An 18,058-nucleotide genomic window follows, 5' to 3' on the forward strand; every position below is an offset into this window, starting at 1 on the left:
CACGCATGACCGACCAGACAACCGAAAAAGAAGGCGCGTCCATGCGCACGGTAGTGTCGGCCTCGTCGGCCGGCACGGCGTTCGAATGGTATGACTTCTTCATCTTCGGCAGCCTGGCCCAGGTCATTTCCAAGACCTTCTTCACCGGCCTGACCGACACAGCCGGCTATATCGCTGCCCTGGCCCTGTTTGGCGTGGGCTTCGCCTTCCGGCCGCTAGGCGCGCTGGTGTTTGGCAAGATCGGCGACCAGGCCGGACGCAAGGGCGCGTTCCTGGCCACGGTGCTGCTGATGGGCGGCGCCACGTTCGCCATCGCCTTCCTGCCGACCTACGAACAGGCCGGGATCATCGCGCCGATCCTGCTGATCATCCTGCGCTGTGTTCAGGGCTTTGCCCTGGGCGGAGAATATGGCGGGGCCGCGATCTACGTCGCCGAGCACTCCCCCCCGAACAAACGCGGCTGGTCCACCTCGTGGGTGCAGACCTCGGCGGCGTTCGGCCTGTTCGGTGCCCTGCTGGTGATCATGGGAACCCGCGCCGCCGTCGGCATCGAGGCCTTCGACGCCTGGGGCTGGCGGATTCCGTTCGCCGTCTCGATCGGCCTGCTGGGCATTTCGGTGTGGATGCGCCTGAAGCTGACCGAAAGCCCCGCCTTCGCCAAGATGAAGGCCGACGGCGAAGCCTCCAAGGCGCCCTATGCCGAAGCCTTCGGCCAGTGGAAGAACATGAAGCTGGTGATCCTGGCCTTCCTGTCGATGATGTGCGCCCAGGGTGCGGTCTGGTACACCAGCTTCTTCTATAGCCAGACCTTCATGGAGAAGTTCCTCAAGGTCGATCCGGTCACCATCAACGCCCTGATGATGACCGCCACGGCCGTCAGCGCGGTGTTCTACGTCGTGTTCGGCTGGCTGTCGGACAAGGTGGGCCGCAAGCCGGTGATGCTGGGCGGCATGACCCTGGCCCTGGCCTTCTACTTCCCGGGCTTCCACCTGTTGGAACGGGCGGCCAATCCGGCCCTGGCCGAGGCCTCGGCCCGGTCGCCCGTCGTGGTGATCGCCGATCCGGCCGATTGCGCCCTGCAGTTCGATCCCGTCGGCAAGGCGGCTTTTGTCTCGTCCTGCGACATCGTCAAGAGCGCCCTGGCCAATGCCGGGGTCTCCTACGCCAACCAGAAAGCTCCGGCGGGAGCCCAGGCGGTGATGAAGGTGGGCGCTGTCGAGATCGCCTCGCCCAGCGCGACGGGCCTCTCAAAAGACCAGACCAAGGCCGTCAAGGCCAAGACCGAAGCCGCCATCAAGGCCGCCCTGACCACCGCCGGCTATCCGGCCAAGGCCGATCCGGCCCGCATGAACCTGCTGGGCATGTTCGGCGTGCTGTTCGTCTTCGTGATCGCCGCTACCGCGCTGTTCGGACCCTTGGCCGCCTGCCTGGTTGAGCTGTTCCCAACGAGGGTGCGCTATACCGCCCTGTCGCTGCCCTATCACATCGGCACCGGCTGGGTCGGCGGCTTCGTGCCGTTCTTCGCCTTCGCCATCGTGGCGGCGGTGGGCAACATCTATGCCGGTCTCTGGTATCCGGTGGCCTTCACCCTGATCAGCGTGCTGGTCACGCTGTTCCTGCTGCCGGAGACCAACGGGCGACCGCTGGACGAGGTCTGAAGGCGGTTTAGCCGGTCGGGGCCGACAGCAGGACCTCGACCGCCACGCCGGCGGCGGTCAGGGCGTGGATGGTCGCCGGCTCGACCGGCCCGGTGATCAGGCGCACGATCTGCCGGCCCTCCGCCGCCAACTGGATCAGATGAGCTGCATCAGCGTCCTGAGGCGCGACCCGCTCGGCGTCGCGGCGCGCCATGGTCATCACCTGCGGATCTGCGTCGGCGTCGGCCACCAGAACATCAGCGGCCGACAGGGCGCGCAGCGCCCGCAGGGTCAACAGGTCGGAAGGCCCCCTGCCGGCGACAAAACGGACGCGGCCCTTGCGCGCCGAGCCCTTGGCCAGGGCCTCGCGGAACAGGCGTCCTGCCGTCTCCATGTCGCCGGCCATCGCGGCCTCGGCAGCCGCGCCGGTGGCGGCGTCGCGCAGGAACATGCGTCGCTCGTGCATCACCGGCAGGGTCTTGCGCACCTCTTCCTGGAACCGCCGCAGCATGGCGGCCACCCGGCCGGCCCCCTCGGGCACCTGGGCCTCGATATCGCTACGCAGCATGGTGGCCAGGACCGGGGCCGAGCCGCCGGTGCCAACAGCCGCCACCACCTCGCCCCGGTCGATCACGGCAGGTGTGTTGAAGTCGCACAGGGCCGGCTTGTCGACCACATTGACCAGCACCCTGGCGGCCCGAGCGGCGCTGGCAGCCGCCTGCACGAAGACGTCGTCTTCGCTGGAGATAAAGGCGAGCACGGCTCCGGAATAGGAGCCGGGCAGGAAGGCGTCATGGCCCTCGAGACGGACCACCGTGGCGGGCGAACCCTCAAACAGGCGAGCCTTGTTGTCGGCGCCGTCACCGGATCCGGCGATCACCACCTTGCGGCCGGCCAGGGGGAAAAAGGCGGGGAAGGAATCCAAGATCGTATCCTCAGTGAGCCAGGCAATCGACATAGGGGCCGCCCGGGAAGCCCTTGAGCCGAGCACTGTCGCCCTTGCCCCAAAGTTCGAACTGGCCCCTGGCGTAGCGCGCTCCGGACGCAGAGCGGGCCAGGGGCAGGGTCTTGCTCAGGCCACCGGCTGAAACGACGACCCGGTCACCCTTGGCAGGGTAGGTCGCCGTGAAGCGCTTTGCGGCCTTGCAGCCATAGGTCACCGGCGTCGTCACCGCCTGGGTCGGCGCGACCGTGGCGCAGGCCGACAGGGTCAGCAGCACGACAGCGGAGGCGAGCAGCAGGCGGCGCAAGAGAACTCCTGAACAGGGGTGCCGTCATGGGCAGGTGGCGGCGAAGCAAGCATAGCCGGTTTCGACAGGACGGCGCGCTTCCCTCTTCGCCCGGCGACTCTTTTCGGGCGACTGCTTTCAACCCGGCAGGGAAACCAGGGGTTATGGGCCCGCAAAAAATTGCTGGTCCTGGCCGGTGTGAACGATGTTAGGATTGACCCAGCAGAGCCGCGTCCCCGGCCCCTGCCTTCGTTGGGAGGCGAAGATCCATGACTGCAACTCTGGACGTAAACGGCAAGACGATGTCGGTGCAGGCCGACCCCGCGACACCCCTGCTCTGGGTCCTGCGCGACGAGCTGGGCCTGACGGGAACCAAGTTCGGCTGTGGCGTGGCCCAGTGCGGCGCCTGCACGGTCCATATCGACGGCCAACCCGTCCGCTCTTGCGTTACCCCCATCGAGGGTCTTTCCGGCGTCAAGATCACCACCATCGAGGGCCTCGGCGGTGCCCACCCGCTGCAACAGGCCTGGGTCAAGCATGACGTGCCGCAATGCGGCTATTGCCAGTCGGGGCAGATCATGTCGGCCGCCGCCCTGATCGCCCAGAACAAGGCCCCCTCCGACGACGACATCGACGAGGCCATGAGCGGCAATATCTGTCGCTGCGGGACCTATCAGCGCATCCGCGCGGCCATCAAGGACGCAGCCGGCGGCAAGCTCGCCGTCGCGACGGCCGGCTCGACCCTTGAGGAAACCGCTGAGGAAATGGCCGCTTCGGCTGGCGCGACCAGCCGTGGAGCCGGCCGATGAACGCCCCCTTCAACAAGCTGCTCGGCCGCGCCGAGGTCAGCCGTCGCGACGTCGTCGTGGGTTCGGCCCTGGTCGGCGGTGCCCTGCTGGTCGGCTGCTCGCCCGCCGATATCATGAGCGCCGGCTCCAAGGTCGAGGTCGGTGCCTTTGGGCCCTTCATCAAGATCGCGCCCGATGGCCTGGTGACCGTGATCTCCAAGCATATCGAGTTTGGCCAGGGCAATCACGCGGGCCTGGCGGCCATCGTGGCAGAAGAGCTCGACGCCGACTGGACACGGGTTGTGGTCGAGCAGGCCCCCGCCAATGCCAAGCTCTACGGCAACGGGGCAATGGGCGCGCAGCTGACCGGCGGCTCGTCGGCAATCTCCAATTCCTGGACCCAGCTGCGCACCGCCGGCGCCGCGACCCGGGCGATGTTCATCCAGGCCGCCGCCGCCAGGTGGAGCGTTCCGGCCAGCGAGATCACGGTCAAGGACAGCGTCCTGAGCCATGCATCAGGCAAGACCGCCGGCTTTGGCGAACTGCTGGCCGAGGCCGCCAAGATCACCCCGCCGGCCAGCCCGGCCCTGAAGGATCCCAAGGCCTTCACCCTGATCGGCACCGACCGGGTCAGGCGCAAGGACTCCCAGGCCAAGAGCGACGGCACCGCGCGCTTCACCCAGGACGTTCGCTTGCCCGACATGCTGACGGCCATGGTCGCCCATGCGCCGCGCTTTGGCGGCACGGTGAAGAGCTTCGACGCCACCGAGGCGAAAAAGGTCCCGGGCGTTGTCGAGGTCTATGAGATCCCGTCAGGCGTGGCCGTGGTGGCCCAATCCACCTATGCCGCCCGCATGGGCCGCGAAGCCCTGAAGATCGAGTGGAACGAGGACAAGGCCGAAAAGCGCGGCTCGGCGGCCATTGCCGCGTCGTTCCGAGACATCGCCGCCGACAAGGGCCCCGCCGACCTGAAGTGGGAGAGCTTTGAATCCAAGGGCGACGCCGCCGCGATCAACACCGCCAAGGCCGGCCCGCGTGTGCTGGAGGCGACCTACGAGTTTCCCTATCTGGCCCATGCCACCATGGAGCCGATGAACTGCGTAGCCGCAGTGGACGGCAACAAGGTCAAGCTGACCTTCGGCTCGCAGGGTCAGACCCTGGATCAGTTGAACGCCGCCAAGATTGTCGGGACCCTGCCGGGGTCGGTCGAGATCGAGACCCTGTTCGCCGGCGGCTCGTTTGGCCGTCGCGCGACCTTCACCTCGGACTATGCGGCCGAGTGCGTCCACATCGCCAAGAAGGTCGGCAAGGGCCGGCCGGTCAAGCTGGTCTGGACCCGCGAGGACGATATGCGCGCCGGCTATTTCCGGCCGCTGGTGATCCATGGGGTTCGCATCAGCCTCGACAAGGACGGCTATCCGGCCGCCTGGCGTCACCGGATCGTCAGCCAGTCGATCATGAAAGACTCGCCGATGGGCTCGAAGGGCCCGGACCCGTCCTCGACCGAGGGCACGTTGGGCTCGCCCTATCTGAAGGCGACGCCGATCGTGGACGCTCAGCTGGCAAGCCCCGAGGCGGGCGTTCCGGTCCTGTGGTGGCGCTCGGTGGGGGCCACTCACACGGCCTTCGTCATGGAACACACCATCGACCAGCTGGCCCGCAAGGCCGGCAAGGATCCCGTCGACTATCGCCGGGCGCTCTACGCCAAGGCGGGGGCGGATCGGCACTTGGCCGTGCTGAACCTCGCCGTCGAGAAGGCCGGTCCGACAGCGACCGCCGGCTGGAGCCGGGGCGTGGCGGTGCATGAGAGCTTCGGCTCGGTCGTCGCCCAGGTTGCCGAGGTCAAGCTGGTGGAGGGCGTTCCCAAGGTGGGCCGCGTGGTCACCGCCATCGACTGCGGCGTGGCCATTTCGCCCGACCAGATCGCGGCCCAGATGGAAGGCGGGACCTGCTATGGCCTGTCGGCCGCGCTGTTTGGCGAGATCACCCTGACCGACGGCGCTGTCGACCAGGGCAATTTCGACACCTACCGCGTGCTGCGCATGAACGAGGCCCCAAAGGTCGAGACCCATATCGTGCCGTCGGGCAATCCGCCCAGTGGCGTGGGCGAGCCCGGCACACCCGTGATCGCCGCCGCTGTGGCCAATGCGATCCTCGCGGCCACCGCCAAAGCCACCTCGCGCCTGCCCTTCTCGGGTCAGGCCGCCTAAAGCAAGGCGCGCGATTTCGGAATCGCGCGCCTTGCTCCAGCTTTTTGTTTGCGCATCGCTTTGCGGAAAACCGGCGGCCACTTTTCCGCGCGATGCTCTAGCTTTGAGACGCTCCGCGTCGGCTGAAGCTGGACGCGGAGCGAACCTCGCCCCATGCTAGCGGTATGGTGGAACCATACGACAGTCAGGGTTTCGAACGCCTCACGCCCCGTGAGCGTGAGATCCTGCGCCTCATCGCCAGCCATCTGCAGTCCAAGGAAATCGCCCGCCTGCTCAGCCTGTCGCCCAAGACGGTCGAGATGCACGTGCTCAGCGCCCGGCGACGATTGTCGGGCATGAGCCGCCGTGACGCGGCCCTGGCCTTCATGGCCTGGGAAACCGACCCCGGTAATGACTACCGTAGGCAATCGGGCGACCTAGCCCTGGCCCCGTCGCCGGTCTCTTCTCGCTCCAAAGGCGGGAACAACCATGAACGACAACCAGACCCGGAACCCGGCGCGCAATCGCTCCGAGACCTCGGGCTTCTTCATCGCCAGCTGGCAGTCCCTGGAAGAGAGCCTGGTGCTGCTGGCGGGGACCCCGGAACGCGGCCAACTGGTCTCGGAGACGGTGTCGGCCCTGAAGAAGTCGCAGGCAGCGGGCGATCCGCCCTCCAAGCTGCTGCTCCGCGTGCTGGCGGCGACGGCCTTCCTGGCCGACGACCGACCGCTGCGGACCGAACAGGGAGGCGTTGGCTCGATGACCTGACGCCCCTGCAATGGCTGGGTCTGATCGTGGCGACTGCGGTGCTGAGCGGACTTCTGCTCGGTGCCCTGACCACCGGGGCCCATGACTTCCTCTTCGCCCTCCAGCGGTTCCGCGAGGGCTGGAGCCCACCGCCCGTCCGCTAGAGCCCTTTCCGACCTGATGGCTTCATCAGGGCCGGGCGAAAAGGGCTCTAAATCAAAAGTTTAGAGCATTTTTCGATCCGATAACCGTTCCGCACTTATCGGAAAATGCTCTAGGGACAGGCTAGCAACCCGACAATTCGGAAGACCTAAACGTGCGGGCAAGCCCCGTGCGACAGGGAGAGTCTGGCATGAAACGGATCGATGCGGCCCGCGCTGGGGCGCAGAAACTGATGCGCGCCGAGGCGGCGATCGACGCCGCTCTGCGCGAAACGGCCGAACTGATGGGCCTGCTGCCGAGCCTGCGCCTGGAAGCCAATCTGTCAGCGGTACTGGGTCAGGACGCTGCCGACGAGGTCGGCGAGACCCTGCGCCATATCCTGGCGGCCCGGCGCACCATTATCCGCGCCCACGCCGACCTGCAGATGGTGCGCGAACAGATCGGCTGCCGCACGGTGTCTGTCGGCGAGATGGACAAGCCGCCTGAGGTGCCTCGTACACGCGGGCTCCAGGCTGTCGAGGGAGGCCGCGCCGCATGACGACGGCCTTTTACAAGCGTCAGGCTTCCGGCATGGTCGCGCGCCGATTCGCGCCGGGACCATGCCGTGTACCATTCCCTGACTCCCTGGATTTCCCTGAGTGTGGCGGTGCTGATCTGCGGCTTCGCGATCTGGAAGGGCGACCGCTGGGCGCGCTTTGTTGCGGTGGTCTATCTGGCAGGATGGATCGCCACACCGCTGCTGGCGGTGGGCGATCCGCTGCAGCCCGAATGGGCCGTGATGGGCGTGGACGTCGTGGTGATGCTGCTGCTGGTCTGGGCCTCGCTGAAGGCCCGGCGGCTGTGGAGCGTGTTCGCCGCCGCCTGCCAGATGATGGCCGTGGCCTCGCACGTGGTGTCGATCATCGACCTGCGAATCTACATGGTCACCGTAGTCGTCGGCCTGACCGTGCTCAGCTACGGTGTTCTCGTCGCCCTGCTGGTCGCCACCCTGTCGGCCATCAAGACCCGGCGGGTGGCGCATGAGCGGGACATCGACCCTCGTCCATGACGTCTCCGCCGAGGAGATCGCCGAGTTTCGCCGTGGTCTCAACGCCCTGGGACCCCTGCACCGGCGCATCCTGGCCCTGCTGATCCCGCAGCTGATCGCCTTGGAGGAGCGTGGCGACACCGACGGTGCCATTCGCGTCGTCGATGAGATCCGCCTGATCCTTTGGGAAGGCCGCGACACCCGTCACTGACCCCTACGTCGCTAAAGCATCGCGCGGAAAAGTGGCCGCCGGTTTTCCGCAAAAGCGCGTGAAAACAAAAGACTAGAGCGGGTGATCTGATTCCATCCGATCACCCGCTCTAGCGGCCGGCCTCGAGATCCTCGGGCCGGTCGATGTCGAACAGCACGCCGGGGTCATCGGTCTCGACAAGCCGCAAACGGTCCCCGGCCTGCCGGATCAGCGCCTGGGCACCGACGTCGCCGTCGAGGTCTCGCAGTGCCGGGATCCACGCGCCGCCAAACAGCACCGGATGACCACGCTTGCCGTCATGAACCGGAGCCACGACGCCGTCGGGACGGTTCAAGGCCCCGGCGAGGGCCGGGGCCTCCTCACGCCCGATCAACGGCATGTCGCCCAGAAAGACGAAGACGCCGTCGGTGTCGGCCGGAACGGCGCGCGCCGCCGCCGCCAGGGAAGCGCCCAGGCCCTGGGCCGGGTCGCTGATCCTGACCAGAAGCACGCTCGGCGCGAACGTCGAGACCACCGCCTCCAGAGCCGGATCGTCGCTGATCGCCACAATGACCGAGGTGACCGGCGTGGCCAGGGCCGTGTCCAGCGCCCCGGCGATCAGGGGCCTTCCCCGGAACGGCGCGGTCAGCTTGCCACCGCCAAAGCGGGTGCCCAGACCCGCCGCCAGGACGATCGTCGCCAAACGCATGCTTTTGCTTTCCGCCATGTCGCCCAGCGCCTATCCTCAGTTCCAGACATGACGCCCTATGACGACAGCCCTGCGCAAGCGGCCATGACCGCGCCCCGTCTGATCGACGGGTTCGGCCGTGCCGTCACCTATCTTCGCGTGTCGGTCACAGACCGCTGCGACCTGCGCTGCGTCTATTGCATGGCCGAGCACATGACCTTCCTGCCCAAGGCGCAGGTGCTGACACTGGAGGAGCTGGATCGCCTGGCCTCGACCTTCGTAGGTCTGGGGGTGCGCAAGCTGCGCCTGACCGGCGGCGAGCCTCTGGTGCGCAAGGGCTTCATGGAGCTGGTCGGCGGCCTGTCGCGCCATCTGCGGTCGGGGGCGCTGGACGAGCTGACCCTGACGACCAACGGCACCCAGCTGGCGAAATATGCCGAGGATCTGGCCGGGCACGGCGTGCGCCGGATCAATGTGTCGCTCGACACCCTCAAGCCCGACCTGTTCCGGCGGCTGACCCGGGGCGGCGACGTGGATCAGGTGATCGGCGGGATCGACGCGGCCCTGGCGGCGGGGATCGCCGTCAAGATCAACGCTGTGGCCCTCAAGCATGACAATGCCGCCGAGCTGCCGGACCTGATCACCTGGGCCCATCATCGCGGCTGCGACATGACCCTGATCGAGACCATGCCGCTGGGCGAAATCGACGAGGATCGCACCGATCAGTACCTGTCGCTGACGAACGTGCGCCGGGACCTGGCCTCGTTCTGGACGCTGCAGGACGAGCACGGCTACGCCACCGGCGGTCCGGCCCGCTATGTCCGCGTCGCTGAGACCGGCGGACGCCTGGGCTTCATCACCCCGCTCAGTCACAATTTCTGCGAGGCCTGCAACCGGGTCCGCCTGACCTGCACGGGCACCCTGCACACCTGCCTTGGCCGCGACGACGCGTCCGACCTGCGGGCCGTGATCCGGGCCGGCGCAACGGACGGCGAGCTGGAACAGGCGATCTTCGCCGCCATCGGGTCCAAGCCGCAGGGCCATGACTTCCAGATCGCCGGCGCGAGGCCCGCCGTGGCGCGGCACATGTCGACGACGGGCGGCTGAGATGGCGCGGGTGCTGCTGTTTGGGCGCCTGGCCGACCAGGCCGGCTGGCGCGACCGGAATGTCGAGGCGACCTCGCTGGCCGCCCTGCGCGCATCGATCGCCAACGATGATCCTGACCTGGCCGAAGCCCTTGGCGGCCCTGGCGTGCAGGTCGCTGTCGACAAGGCCCTGGTCAGGGGCGAGGCGACCCTGACCGCCGCCACCGAAGTGGCCTTCCTGCCGCCGATGAGCGGCGGATGATCACCCTCACCTCCGAGCCGTTCGAGCCCGGCGCCCTGCTGACCGCCTTTTGCGCGGGGCGTGAGGAGACCGGCGCGGTCGCCAGCTTCACCGGCCTGGCGCGGTCCGAGCAGGGCCAGGCCGCCGCGCTGGAGCTGGAAGCCTATCCCGGCTTCACCGACACGGCGATCAGCCAGTTCGCACAGGCCGCCAAGGCCCGCTTTCATCTGCACGACTACCGCATCGTCCACCGCACCGGCGTCATCGCGCCGGGCGAGGCCATCGTCTTCGTGGCCACCGCCGCCGGACACCGCCGCGAGGCCTTCGAGGCCTGCGATTTCCTGATGGACTGGCTGAAAAGCCGCGCCCCGTTCTGGAAGAAGGAGCATGGCCCGGCCGGCGCCCGCTGGATCGAACCGACGGACCGCGATAGGACCGACGCATCGCATTGGGATCAGGAGTAGATCATGTCTGCAGCAGGCCTCACCCCCGGCGGCGGGATCAAGCCCGACCTTCCGTTCACCCCGGTGCGGGTGGCGATCCTGACCATTTCCGACACCCGCGACGAGGAAAGCGACACCTCGGGCCAGGTGCTGGTCGATCGCGTCAAGGCCGCCGGCCATGAGCTGGGCGGCCGCGCGGTGGTGCGTGACGACATCGGCCAGATCCGCGACCAGGTTCGCGCCTGGATCGCCAGCGGCCAGGTGGACGCCATCGTCACCACCGGCGGCACCGGCCTGACTGGTCGCGACGTGACGGTCGAGGCTCTGGAGCCGCTGTTCAACAAGAAGATCGACGGCTTTTCGGTGGTCTTCCACATGGTCAGCTACGCCTCGGTCGGCCTGTCGACCCTGCAGTCGCGGGCCACGGCGGGCCTGATCGACGGGGTGTTCGTGTTCTGCCTGCCGGGCAGCAACGGCGCGGTGCGCGACGGCTGGGACAAGGTCATTTCCGCCCAGCTCGACAGCCGCCACAAGCCCTGCAACATGGTCGAGCTGATGCCGAGGCTTCTGGAGCAGTGAGCAAGCTCACCCACATCGATGACCAGGGCCGGGCCCGCATGGTCGATGTCTCGGGCAAACCCGAGACGGCCCGCGAGGCGGTGGCCGTCGGCTTCGTGCGGATGAGCCCTGAGACCCTGGCGCTCGCCGTCTCCGGAACCGGCCGCAAGGGCGATGTCCGCGCCGTGGCCGAGATCGCCGGCGTCATGGCCGCCAAGAAAACCTCCGACCTGATCCCTCTGTGCCACCCTTTGGCCCTGAGCAAGGTGGTGGTCGAGGTCGAGCCGGGCGAGGGAGGCCTCGCCGTCACCGCCCGGGTCAAGACCACAGGCCCGACCGGGGTCGAGATGGAAGCCCTGACCGCCGTCTCGGTGGCCTGCCTGACGATCTACGACATGCTGAAGGCCGCCGAGAAGGGCATGGTCATCGAGGCCGTGCGCCTGATCGAGAAGACCGGCGGCAAGTCGGGCGACTGGCGCGGCGAATAGGCCAGAGCGGGCGCGCCGAGGCGGCCAAACTGCTCTATGGGCGTCGTACTCCCCAGCCGAGGCCCGCCCATGCCCCAAGCCGATACCTGGATCGCCTTCGCCCTGCTGTGCCTGGGCATGGCCCTGACTCCGGGGCCCAACATGCTGTACCTGGTCAGCCGGGCGATCAGCCAGGGACCGATGGCGGGGATCGTCTCGCTGATCGGCACGGCTGCGGGCTTCGTGGTGTTTCTCGCCTGCACGGCCCTGGGCATCACCGCCCTGTTGATGGCTGCCCCCATCGCCTATGACATCCTGCGGTTCGGCGGCGCGCTGTATCTGCTGTGGCTAGCCTGGCAGGCGATCCGGCCGGGTGGCGCCGCGCCGTTCCAGGTGCGCGAGCTGCCCAAGGATACCCCGGTCCGGTTGATGACGATGGGTTTCCTGACCAATATCCTCAATCCCAAGGCGGCGATGCTGTACCTGTCATTGCTGCCGCAGTTCATCGATCCGGCGCGGGGTCAGGTGCTGGGCCAGTCCCTGGCCCTCGGCGGAACCCAGATCGTCATCAGCCTGACGATCAACGGCCTGATCTGCCTGGCGGCAGGCCGGATCGCCCTGTTCCTGGCCGGGAGTCCGGCCTGGGTTCTGATCCAGCGCTGGCTGATGGCCACGGTGCTGGGCGGGCTGGCGGTCCGCATGGCCACCGAGGCGCGGCGCTGACCCCGGCTTGACGGAGGGGCCGGCGGGCGCCCCTATCGCGCCCTGATTTCGGAGCCCGACATGAAGACCCAGCCTGCTCTCGCACTCGCCGTCGCCCTGGCCCTGGCCCTGGCCGGCGCGGCCCAGGCTGACGGTCTGAAATCCTGCGTCATTCCCCGCGATATCGTCCCGGCCCCGGCCGAGACTCCGCCTGCCGACCAGATCCAGGCCGAGATCCCGACCGCCGCCTATCTGCTGGCCCTCTACTGGTCGCCCGAGGCGTGCCGGTCGAACATTCCGGAATCGGACAAGGCGATCCAGTGCCAGGCCAACAGCTTCGGCTTCACCGTTCACGGCCTGTGGCCTAACGGCCCCGCCCGGGTGCATCCGCGCTATTGCAAGCCCAGCCCGCCGATGGCCCTAAAGACGGTGAAGGCCAATCTGTGCATGACCCCCTCGCCCTGGCTGCTGCAGCACGAATGGCAGGCCCATGGCACCTGCGAATGGCCCACGCCCGAGGCCTATTTCAAAAAGACCCGCCAGGTGCGCGACCGCCTCAATGTGCCCGACCTAAAGCCCGGTCCCGACGAGATGATGACCGCCGGCGAGATCCGCCAGGCCTTCATCACCCGCAATCGCGGCATGACCAGCGATGGCCTCAACGTGCGGGTCAACAAGCAAAACCGGCTGAGCGAGGTGTGGGTCTGCATGGACCTGAAGTTCAAACTGGCCGCCTGTCGCGGTGGCAACGGCACGCCCGATCACGTCGCCATCCGGGTGACGCCCAGGCGGTAGACGCAGGTTCGCAGCCTCGCCGGAAATTCACCGGCAAGTGTGGGGAGGCGGCGGAGCGTCCGGGCCAAACCCGGATGTGTGTTTGTAGAGGAGTACCGTTTCGGCCTGGGCCGGAGCGCTCCGCAGGATCGGTGGACGAAAGCCTTCGGGGCGCGGGGTTTTAACCCGCTTCCAAAGAGGCCTCCGGCGGGCGGGGAGATGGCGCTCCCCGGACCGTCCAGGCGATTTCAGCCCGGACCTGTCGCGCCTCGCGGGCGTCGCCAAAGGGTGTTCCCGGCGGTCCCGGCCTGGCCTCAACGCAGCGCCCCTGTGGGCTGTCCTGCTCCGCCAGACCCTGCCGGGCCTTCAAACGACGGCCGACGGACACTTCCCGCTCGACCCTCCCCACCACCCGTCAGGTCGCCAGCTGGACGGCCTCCCCCGTGGCGGGGCGAAGAGAACTATGCGGCCGGTTTGCGGGGGGGTCGTGTCCCGGGACGTGGTGTAGCTCGTTGGCGATAGCGTAGCCGCTCGCGACGCGCGCCTTCCCCATGGCGCCGTAGCGAGCGAGCGGCGTAGCGGTGGTCATCCACGATCTTCGGTAGGGTTGGGTTGCGAAGCTCAACCTGAACCAAGGACCGAAGATGACCGAAGACACAATCGCCCTTCGCGGGCTGATGGAGAAGAGCGGCGACAGCGATTTTCTACGCGAGATGATCGGGTTCGCCGCCCAACGCCTTATGGAGCTGGAGGTGGGCGGCCTGACTGGGGCTGCGCACGGCGAGAAGAGCCCCGAGCGGCTGGCGCAGCGCAACGGCTACCGCGATCGCGACTGGGAGACGCGGGCGGGCACGGTGGAACTGCGGATCCCAAAGCTTCGCAAGGGCTCCTACTTTCCGGGCTTCTTGGAGCCGCGGCGGCTGGCCGAGAAGGCACTGACCGCGGTGATCCAGGAGGCCTACATCCAGGGGATCTCGACCCGCTCGGTGGATGACCTGGTCAAGGCGATGGGCATGAGCGGCATCTCCAAGAGCCAGGTCTCGCGGCTCTGCGAGGAGATCGACGAGCGCGTCCAGGCCTTCCTGACCCGGCCGATCGAGGGCGACTGGCCCTACCTGTGGATCGACGCCACCTATGTGAAAGACCGCACCGCCGGGCGTATCGTGTCCAAGGCCGTCATCGTCGCCGTGGGCGTCAACGCCGATGGCCGGCGCGAGGTGCTGGGCCTGGCGGTGGGCCCTTCCGAGGCCGAGACGTTCTGGACGGACTTCCTCAGAAGCCTGGCCCGGCGCGGCCTGCGGGGCGTCAAGCTGGTGACCTCCGACGCCCACGAGGGTATCAAGGCGTCGGTCTCCAAAATCATGAACTGCACTTGGCAGCGTTGCCGCGTCCACTTCATGCGCAATGTCATGGCTCACGCCGGCAAGAGCGGTCGCGCCATGGTCTCGGCCTTCATCGGCACGGCCTTCGCCCAGGACGACGCCCAGGCCGCCAAGACCCAATGGCGCGGCGTCGCCGACCAACTGCGGCCCAAACTCCCCAAGCTGGCCGGCTTCCTCGACCAGGCCGAGACCGATGTCCTGGCCTACATGACCTTCCCCGCCGCCCACCGCACCAAGTTGCACTCCACAAACTCCCTGGAGCGGCTCAATGGCGAGATCAAACGCCGGACAGAGGTCGTAGGCATCTTCCCCAACGAGGCCGCCATCATCCGGCTCGTCGGCGCCATTCTGCTCGAGCAGAACGACGAATGGGCCGTCCAACGATGCCGCTACATGACCCTGGAAAGTGTCGCTCCCTTGAGCGATGATCCCATCGTCAGCCTGCCCATCATGGCGGCCTGACCAATCCGGCTCAGCCGGAGAGCGCGGTGATCACGCCGACGCAGTTACACCACGCGATGGGACACGACCTTGCGGGGGTGTGCGTCGATTTTTGATCGTGACGGTGGTGGCGGGTGTCAGGGCGTTGAATTTGCTGGGGTCTACGCGGGTCTATCCCCGTGCGACAACGGGGATAGCGCTCGCTCAGGCACCCAAAGCCCGCCGGAGCGTCAGATTGATCCGCCCGCCGCCGGGCACCAGGCTGGACGAGCCGGCAATCACCCGGTCCACGCCATGAAAGGCCAGACGCGCGGGCCCTGACAGGCGGCAGACATCGCCAGAGGTCAGTTTCAGGCTGCGGGTGGGGTCTTTGCGCGATGTCCCGCCGATGCGGAACACCGCCGTGTCGCCCAGTGAGATCGACAGCACCGGAAAGCGCGGATCAGCCTCGTCGCGGTCCTGGTGCAGACCCATGCGGGCGTCGCCGCGATAGAGATTGACCAGGCAGGCGTCGGGCGGCACGTCCGGGTCGCCCAGGTCGGCCCACAGGTCGAACAGGGCCTGGGGCATGGCCGGCCACGGCGCGCCCGTTCCCGGATGCCGGGCGGCATAACGATAGCCTTGCGCGTCGCTGACCCAGCCCAGCGGGCCAAGGCTGGTCATGCCCACACTCATCGCCTTGCCATAGGCGGTGGCGTAATGGCCGAACGGCGCGGCGGCGCTCGCCGCCAGAACGCTGTCCAGCAAGTTGCGCTGGGCGTCGGGGGTCAGCAGGCCCGGCCAGAGGTCGAAACCCGGGCTAACGCAAAGGGGCTGGATCATGAGGGCGTTATAGGCCCGAAATCTGGTCCTTGCGCCGCGCCCGGCGAAGGGGTCGGAACATTGTTCAGTCACAGGGCTATTTGCGGCGCGTGAGGCAGAGAAGGCCAAGGCCAGCGTCACCCACCGCCTCAATGTGCGCGAAACCCGGCTGCCGGCGATCACCGCCTGGGTGGCCAAGGCGGGCGGCTGAACGCAAATGACCCGGCATAACCACCGGTCGCGCCCGCTCGGTGCAGCGGTTTTTCCGTGCGCGAAGGCAGATTCCCCTTCACGGAATGAGGGAATGGGCTTGCGAGCGGCTGGCTATCCCCCATATCCGGCGTCGAGCGGGGTTGACGGGCTCGTCAACTTCGAAGAACCCATTCTGCCCGCACGGCCTTGGCCGCGTCGGAATGAATTTGGATCAACCGTTAGAGAGTCCGACCAGACGGGGACGGAGCGAGAAAAACCGGGGCGCTTGACCGTGAGGCCCTTGTCACCGCCGTCCGCCAACAGGAGCGACAGGTTCGTAAGATGAGCAAGATTATTGGTATCGACCTTGGCACCACCAATTCGTGTGTGGCCATCATGGACGGCAAGACGCCAAAGGTGATCGAAAACGCCGAGGGCGCTCGCACCACCCCGTCGGTGGTTGCGTTCCTCGAGGATGGCGAGCGCCTGGTTGGCCAGCCCGCCAAGCGTCAGGCCGTGACCAACCCGACCAACACCCTTTTCGCGATCAAGCGCCTGATCGGCCGCAATGCCTCCGACCCGGTGGTCGAGAAGGACAAGGCCATGGTGCCCTACGAGATCGTCAAGGGCCCGACCGGCGACGCCTGGGTGAAGGCCCAGGGCAAGGACTATTCCCCGCAGGAAGTCTCCGCCTTCATCCTGCAAAAGATGAAGGAAGCGGCCGAGACCCATCTGGGCGAGACCGTGACCAAGGCCGTGATCACGGTTCCGGCCTATTTCAACGACGCCCAGCGTCAGGCCACCAAGGACGCCGGCAAGATCGCCGGTCTGGAAGTGCTGCGCATCATCAACGAGCCGACCGCGGCTGCCCTGGCCTACGGCCTGGACAAGAACGACGGCAAGAAGATCGCCGTCTATGACCTGGGCGGCGGCACCTTCGACGTCTCGGTCCTGGAAATCGGCGACGGCGTCTTCGAGGTGAAGTCGACCAACGGCGACACCTTCCTGGGCGGCGAAGACTTCGACCTGCGGATCGTCGACTACCTGGCTGACGAGTTCAAGAAGGAGCAGGGCGTCGACCTGCGCAAGGACAAGCTGGCCCTGCAGCGCCTGCGCGAAGAAGCGGAAAAGGCCAAGAAGGAGCTGTCCTCGACGGCCCAGTACGAGGTCAACCTGCCCTTCATCTCGATGAACGCGTCGGGCCCGCTGCACCTGAACATCAAGCTGTCGCGCTCCAAGCTGGAAGCCCTGGTCGAAGACCTGATCGCCCGCACCATCGGTCCGTGCGAACAGGCCCTCAAGGACGCCGGCCTCAAGAAGAGCGACATCGACGAAGTGATCCTGGTCGGCGGCATGAGCCGCATGCCCAAGGTTCAGCAGGCGGTGCAGGACTTCTTCGGCCGCGAGCCGCACAAGGGTGTGAACCCTGACGAAGTCGTGGCCCTGGGCGCCGCCGTTCAGGCCGGCGTTCTGCAAGGCGACGTCAAGGACGTACTGCTGCTGGACGTGACCCCCCTGACCCTGGGCATCGAGACCCTGGGCGGCGTGTTCACCCCGCTGATCGAGCGCAACACCACCATCCCGACCAAGCGCTCGCAGACCTTCTCGACCGCTGACGACAACCAGTCGGCCGTGACGATCCGCGCCTTCCAGGGCGAGCGTCCGATGGCCGTCGACAACAAGTTCCTGGGTCAGTTCGACCTGCAGGGCATTCCCCCGGCACCGCGCGGCGTGCCGCAGATCGAGGTCACCTTCGACATCGACGCCAACGGCATCGTCAATGTTCACGCCAAGGACAAGGCGACCAACAAGGAGCACTCGATCCGCATCCAGGCCAATGGCGGCCTTTCCGACGCGGACATCGAGCGCATGGTCAAGGAAGCCGAGGCCAACAAGGCCGGCGACGAAAAGAAGAAGGCTCTGGTCGAGGCCAAGAACCAGGGCGAGGCCACCGTGCACGCCACGGAAAAGGCCATGGCCGAGCACGGCGACAAGGTCGCCGGCGACGACAAGGCGGCCATCGAGACCGGTCTCACCGATCTGAAGACCGCGCTGGAAGGCGACGACGTCGAGCTGATCAAGGCCAAGACCGACGCCCTGCGTCAGGCCTCGATGAAGCTGGGCGAGGCGATGTACGCCTCGCAACAAGGCTCGGCCGGCGACGAAGCTGCGGCGGACGACGGCGTTGTCGACGCCGAGTTCGAGGAAGTCGACGACACCAAGCCGGCGTCCTAACCCTCGCCATGCGCGCGCCGCGAAACGTTCCTGTCCTGATCGTTTCGCGGCGCGACCGCACGGCCTTGCGCGGATTTGA

19 protein-coding genes and 2 pseudogenes are annotated in these 18,058 nt (G+C 67.2%); 17 read left to right on the plus strand and 4 right to left on the minus strand.

All coding sequences use genetic code 11. The features are described 5' to 3' along the window. Window positions 1–5: 5 nt before the first annotated feature. Window positions 6–1,658 carry an MFS transporter gene (locus ACW179_RS04710; protein WP_492063144.1) on the plus strand — a complete coding sequence of 551 codons (1,653 nt, stop codon included), beginning with the start codon at window positions 6–8 and terminating at the stop codon, window positions 1,656–1,658. A 7-nt stretch (window positions 1,659–1,665) separates the two neighbouring features. Here ACW179_RS04710 and ACW179_RS04715 read toward each other — a convergent pair whose 3' ends face one another. Further along, complete coding sequence (locus ACW179_RS04715) at window positions 1,666–2,562, minus strand: precorrin-2 dehydrogenase/sirohydrochlorin ferrochelatase family protein (protein WP_492063145.1); 897 nt, start codon at window positions 2,560–2,562, stop codon at window positions 1,666–1,668. Window positions 2,563–2,572: 10 nt separating this feature from the next. Further along, the gene (locus ACW179_RS04720; RefSeq protein WP_492063146.1) at window positions 2,573–2,887 is read right to left on the minus strand and encodes an MliC family protein; all 315 of its coding nucleotides are present in this window, start codon (window positions 2,885–2,887) and stop codon (window positions 2,573–2,575) included. 248 nt (window positions 2,888–3,135) lie between these two features. On the opposite strand from ACW179_RS04720, the gene ACW179_RS04725 reads away from it, so the two are divergent. From ACW179_RS04725 to ACW179_RS04755, 7 genes and pseudogenes are all read left to right on the plus strand, one after another. Continuing rightward, on the plus strand, window positions 3,136–3,675 hold the full coding sequence (locus ACW179_RS04725; protein WP_492063147.1) for a (2Fe-2S)-binding protein: 540 nt from the start codon (window positions 3,136–3,138) through the stop codon (window positions 3,673–3,675). Beyond that, the gene (locus tag ACW179_RS04730) at window positions 3,672–5,864 is read left to right on the plus strand and encodes a xanthine dehydrogenase family protein molybdopterin-binding subunit (protein WP_492063148.1); all 2,193 of its coding nucleotides are present in this window, start codon (window positions 3,672–3,674) and stop codon (window positions 5,862–5,864) included. Before ACW179_RS04725 ends, ACW179_RS04730 begins: the two co-directional genes overlap by 4 nt. A gap of 164 nt (window positions 5,865–6,028) precedes the next feature. Next, window positions 6,029–6,163 (plus strand): annotated as a pseudogene (locus ACW179_RS04735) (LuxR C-terminal-related transcriptional regulator); the annotation flags it as partial. A gap of 169 nt (window positions 6,164–6,332) precedes the next feature. After that, a complete protein-coding gene (locus tag ACW179_RS04740) occupies window positions 6,333–6,611 on the plus strand; it encodes a hypothetical protein (protein ID WP_492063149.1) in 279 nt (92 codons plus the stop codon). 331 nt (window positions 6,612–6,942) lie between these two features. Then, window positions 6,943–7,290 carry a hypothetical protein gene (locus tag ACW179_RS04745; RefSeq protein ID WP_492063150.1) on the plus strand — a complete coding sequence of 116 codons (348 nt, stop codon included), beginning with the start codon at window positions 6,943–6,945 and terminating at the stop codon, window positions 7,288–7,290. 66 nt (window positions 7,291–7,356) lie between these two features. Then, complete coding sequence (locus ACW179_RS04750; RefSeq protein WP_492063151.1) at window positions 7,357–7,800, plus strand: hypothetical protein; 444 nt, start codon at window positions 7,357–7,359, stop codon at window positions 7,798–7,800. Next, the gene (locus ACW179_RS04755; protein WP_492063152.1) at window positions 7,772–7,990 is read left to right on the plus strand and encodes a hypothetical protein; all 219 of its coding nucleotides are present in this window, start codon (window positions 7,772–7,774) and stop codon (window positions 7,988–7,990) included. Before ACW179_RS04750 ends, ACW179_RS04755 begins: the two co-directional genes overlap by 29 nt. 109 nt (window positions 7,991–8,099) lie before the next feature. On the opposite strand, the gene ACW179_RS04760 is transcribed toward ACW179_RS04755, so the two are convergent. After that, complete coding sequence (locus ACW179_RS04760) at window positions 8,100–8,678, minus strand: nucleotidyltransferase family protein (RefSeq protein ID WP_492063153.1); 579 nt, start codon at window positions 8,676–8,678, stop codon at window positions 8,100–8,102. 48 nt (window positions 8,679–8,726) lie between these two features. Between ACW179_RS04760 and moaA the strand changes: the two genes are divergently transcribed. The 8 genes from moaA to ACW179_RS04800 all read left to right on the plus strand — a co-directional run bounded on the left by moaA (window position 8,727) and on the right by ACW179_RS04800 (window position 14,772). Continuing rightward, entirely contained in the window at window positions 8,727–9,764 is a 1,038-nt protein-coding gene (gene moaA, locus ACW179_RS04765) for a GTP 3',8-cyclase MoaA (RefSeq protein WP_492063154.1), read from the plus strand. 1 nt (window position 9,765) lies between these two features. After that, window positions 9,766–10,005 (plus strand): MoaD/ThiS family protein, encoded by a 240-nt coding sequence (locus ACW179_RS04770; protein WP_492063155.1) that lies wholly within the window; start codon window positions 9,766–9,768, stop codon window positions 10,003–10,005. Further along, a complete protein-coding gene (locus ACW179_RS04775; protein WP_492063156.1) occupies window positions 10,002–10,448 on the plus strand; it encodes a molybdenum cofactor biosynthesis protein MoaE in 447 nt (148 codons plus the stop codon). The genes ACW179_RS04770 and ACW179_RS04775 overlap by 4 nt, the downstream gene beginning before the upstream one ends. A 3-nt stretch (window positions 10,449–10,451) precedes the next feature. Beyond that, a complete protein-coding gene (gene moaB, locus ACW179_RS04780; RefSeq protein ID WP_492063157.1) occupies window positions 10,452–11,006 on the plus strand; it encodes a molybdenum cofactor biosynthesis protein B in 555 nt (184 codons plus the stop codon). Beyond that, window positions 11,003–11,473: a cyclic pyranopterin monophosphate synthase MoaC gene (gene moaC, locus ACW179_RS04785; protein ID WP_492063159.1), complete on the plus strand. Its 471-nt coding sequence runs from the start codon at window positions 11,003–11,005 to the stop codon at window positions 11,471–11,473. Before moaB ends, moaC begins: the two co-directional genes overlap by 4 nt. A gap of 69 nt (window positions 11,474–11,542) precedes the next feature. Continuing rightward, entirely contained in the window at window positions 11,543–12,175 is a 633-nt protein-coding gene (locus ACW179_RS04790) for a LysE family translocator (RefSeq protein WP_492063160.1), read from the plus strand. 60 nt (window positions 12,176–12,235) lie between these two features. After that, a complete protein-coding gene (locus tag ACW179_RS04795) occupies window positions 12,236–12,949 on the plus strand; it encodes a ribonuclease T2 (RefSeq protein ID WP_492063161.1) in 714 nt (237 codons plus the stop codon). Window positions 12,950–13,572: 623 nt separating this feature from the next. Further along, the gene (locus ACW179_RS04800) at window positions 13,573–14,772 is read left to right on the plus strand and encodes an IS256 family transposase (RefSeq protein ID WP_492059584.1); all 1,200 of its coding nucleotides are present in this window, start codon (window positions 13,573–13,575) and stop codon (window positions 14,770–14,772) included. Between the two features lie 183 nt (window positions 14,773–14,955). Here ACW179_RS04800 and ACW179_RS04805 read toward each other — a convergent pair whose 3' ends face one another. Beyond that, window positions 14,956–15,573: an alpha-ketoglutarate-dependent dioxygenase AlkB gene (locus ACW179_RS04805; RefSeq protein WP_492063162.1), complete on the minus strand. Its 618-nt coding sequence runs from the start codon at window positions 15,571–15,573 to the stop codon at window positions 14,956–14,958. 510 nt (window positions 15,574–16,083) lie between these two features. Between ACW179_RS04805 and dnaK the strand changes: the two are divergent. Further along, window positions 16,084–17,979: pseudogene (gene dnaK, locus ACW179_RS04810) on the plus strand (molecular chaperone DnaK); the annotation flags it as partial. Between the last annotated feature and the right edge of the window lie 79 nt (window positions 17,980–18,058).

The organism is Caulobacter sp. AVps18, from assembly GCF_058681425.1.

Excerpts from the sequence above, each read along its gene's own strand:
- ACW179_RS04800 (WP_492059584.1), top strand. The coding sequence starts at position 13,573 with ATGACCGAAGACACAATCGCCCTTCGCGGGCTGATGGAGAAGAGCGGC.
- ACW179_RS04790 (WP_492063160.1), top strand. The coding sequence starts at position 11,543 with ATGCCCCAAGCCGATACCTGGATCGCCTTCGCCCTGCTGTGCCTGGGC.
- ACW179_RS04730 (WP_492063148.1), top strand. The coding sequence starts at position 3,672 with ATGAACGCCCCCTTCAACAAGCTGCTCGGCCGCGCCGAGGTCAGCCGT.
- ACW179_RS04740 (WP_492063149.1), top strand. The coding sequence starts at position 6,333 with ATGAACGACAACCAGACCCGGAACCCGGCGCGCAATCGCTCCGAGACC.
- ACW179_RS04805 (WP_492063162.1), bottom strand. The coding sequence starts at position 15,573 with ATGATCCAGCCCCTTTGCGTTAGCCCGGGTTTCGACCTCTGGCCGGGC.
- moaA (WP_492063154.1), top strand. The coding sequence starts at position 8,727 with ATGACGCCCTATGACGACAGCCCTGCGCAAGCGGCCATGACCGCGCCC.
- ACW179_RS04775 (WP_492063156.1), top strand. The coding sequence starts at position 10,002 with ATGATCACCCTCACCTCCGAGCCGTTCGAGCCCGGCGCCCTGCTGACC.
- moaB (WP_492063157.1), top strand. The coding sequence starts at position 10,452 with ATGTCTGCAGCAGGCCTCACCCCCGGCGGCGGGATCAAGCCCGACCTT.
- ACW179_RS04755 (WP_492063152.1), top strand. The coding sequence starts at position 7,772 with ATGAGCGGGACATCGACCCTCGTCCATGACGTCTCCGCCGAGGAGATC.
- ACW179_RS04725 (WP_492063147.1), top strand. The coding sequence starts at position 3,136 with ATGACTGCAACTCTGGACGTAAACGGCAAGACGATGTCGGTGCAGGCC.
- ACW179_RS04795 (WP_492063161.1), top strand. The coding sequence starts at position 12,236 with ATGAAGACCCAGCCTGCTCTCGCACTCGCCGTCGCCCTGGCCCTGGCC.
- ACW179_RS04770 (WP_492063155.1), top strand. The coding sequence starts at position 9,766 with ATGGCGCGGGTGCTGCTGTTTGGGCGCCTGGCCGACCAGGCCGGCTGG.
- ACW179_RS04710 (WP_492063144.1), top strand. The coding sequence starts at position 6 with ATGACCGACCAGACAACCGAAAAAGAAGGCGCGTCCATGCGCACGGTA.
- ACW179_RS04760 (WP_492063153.1), bottom strand. The coding sequence starts at position 8,678 with ATGCGTTTGGCGACGATCGTCCTGGCGGCGGGTCTGGGCACCCGCTTT.
- ACW179_RS04745 (WP_492063150.1), top strand. The coding sequence starts at position 6,943 with ATGAAACGGATCGATGCGGCCCGCGCTGGGGCGCAGAAACTGATGCGC.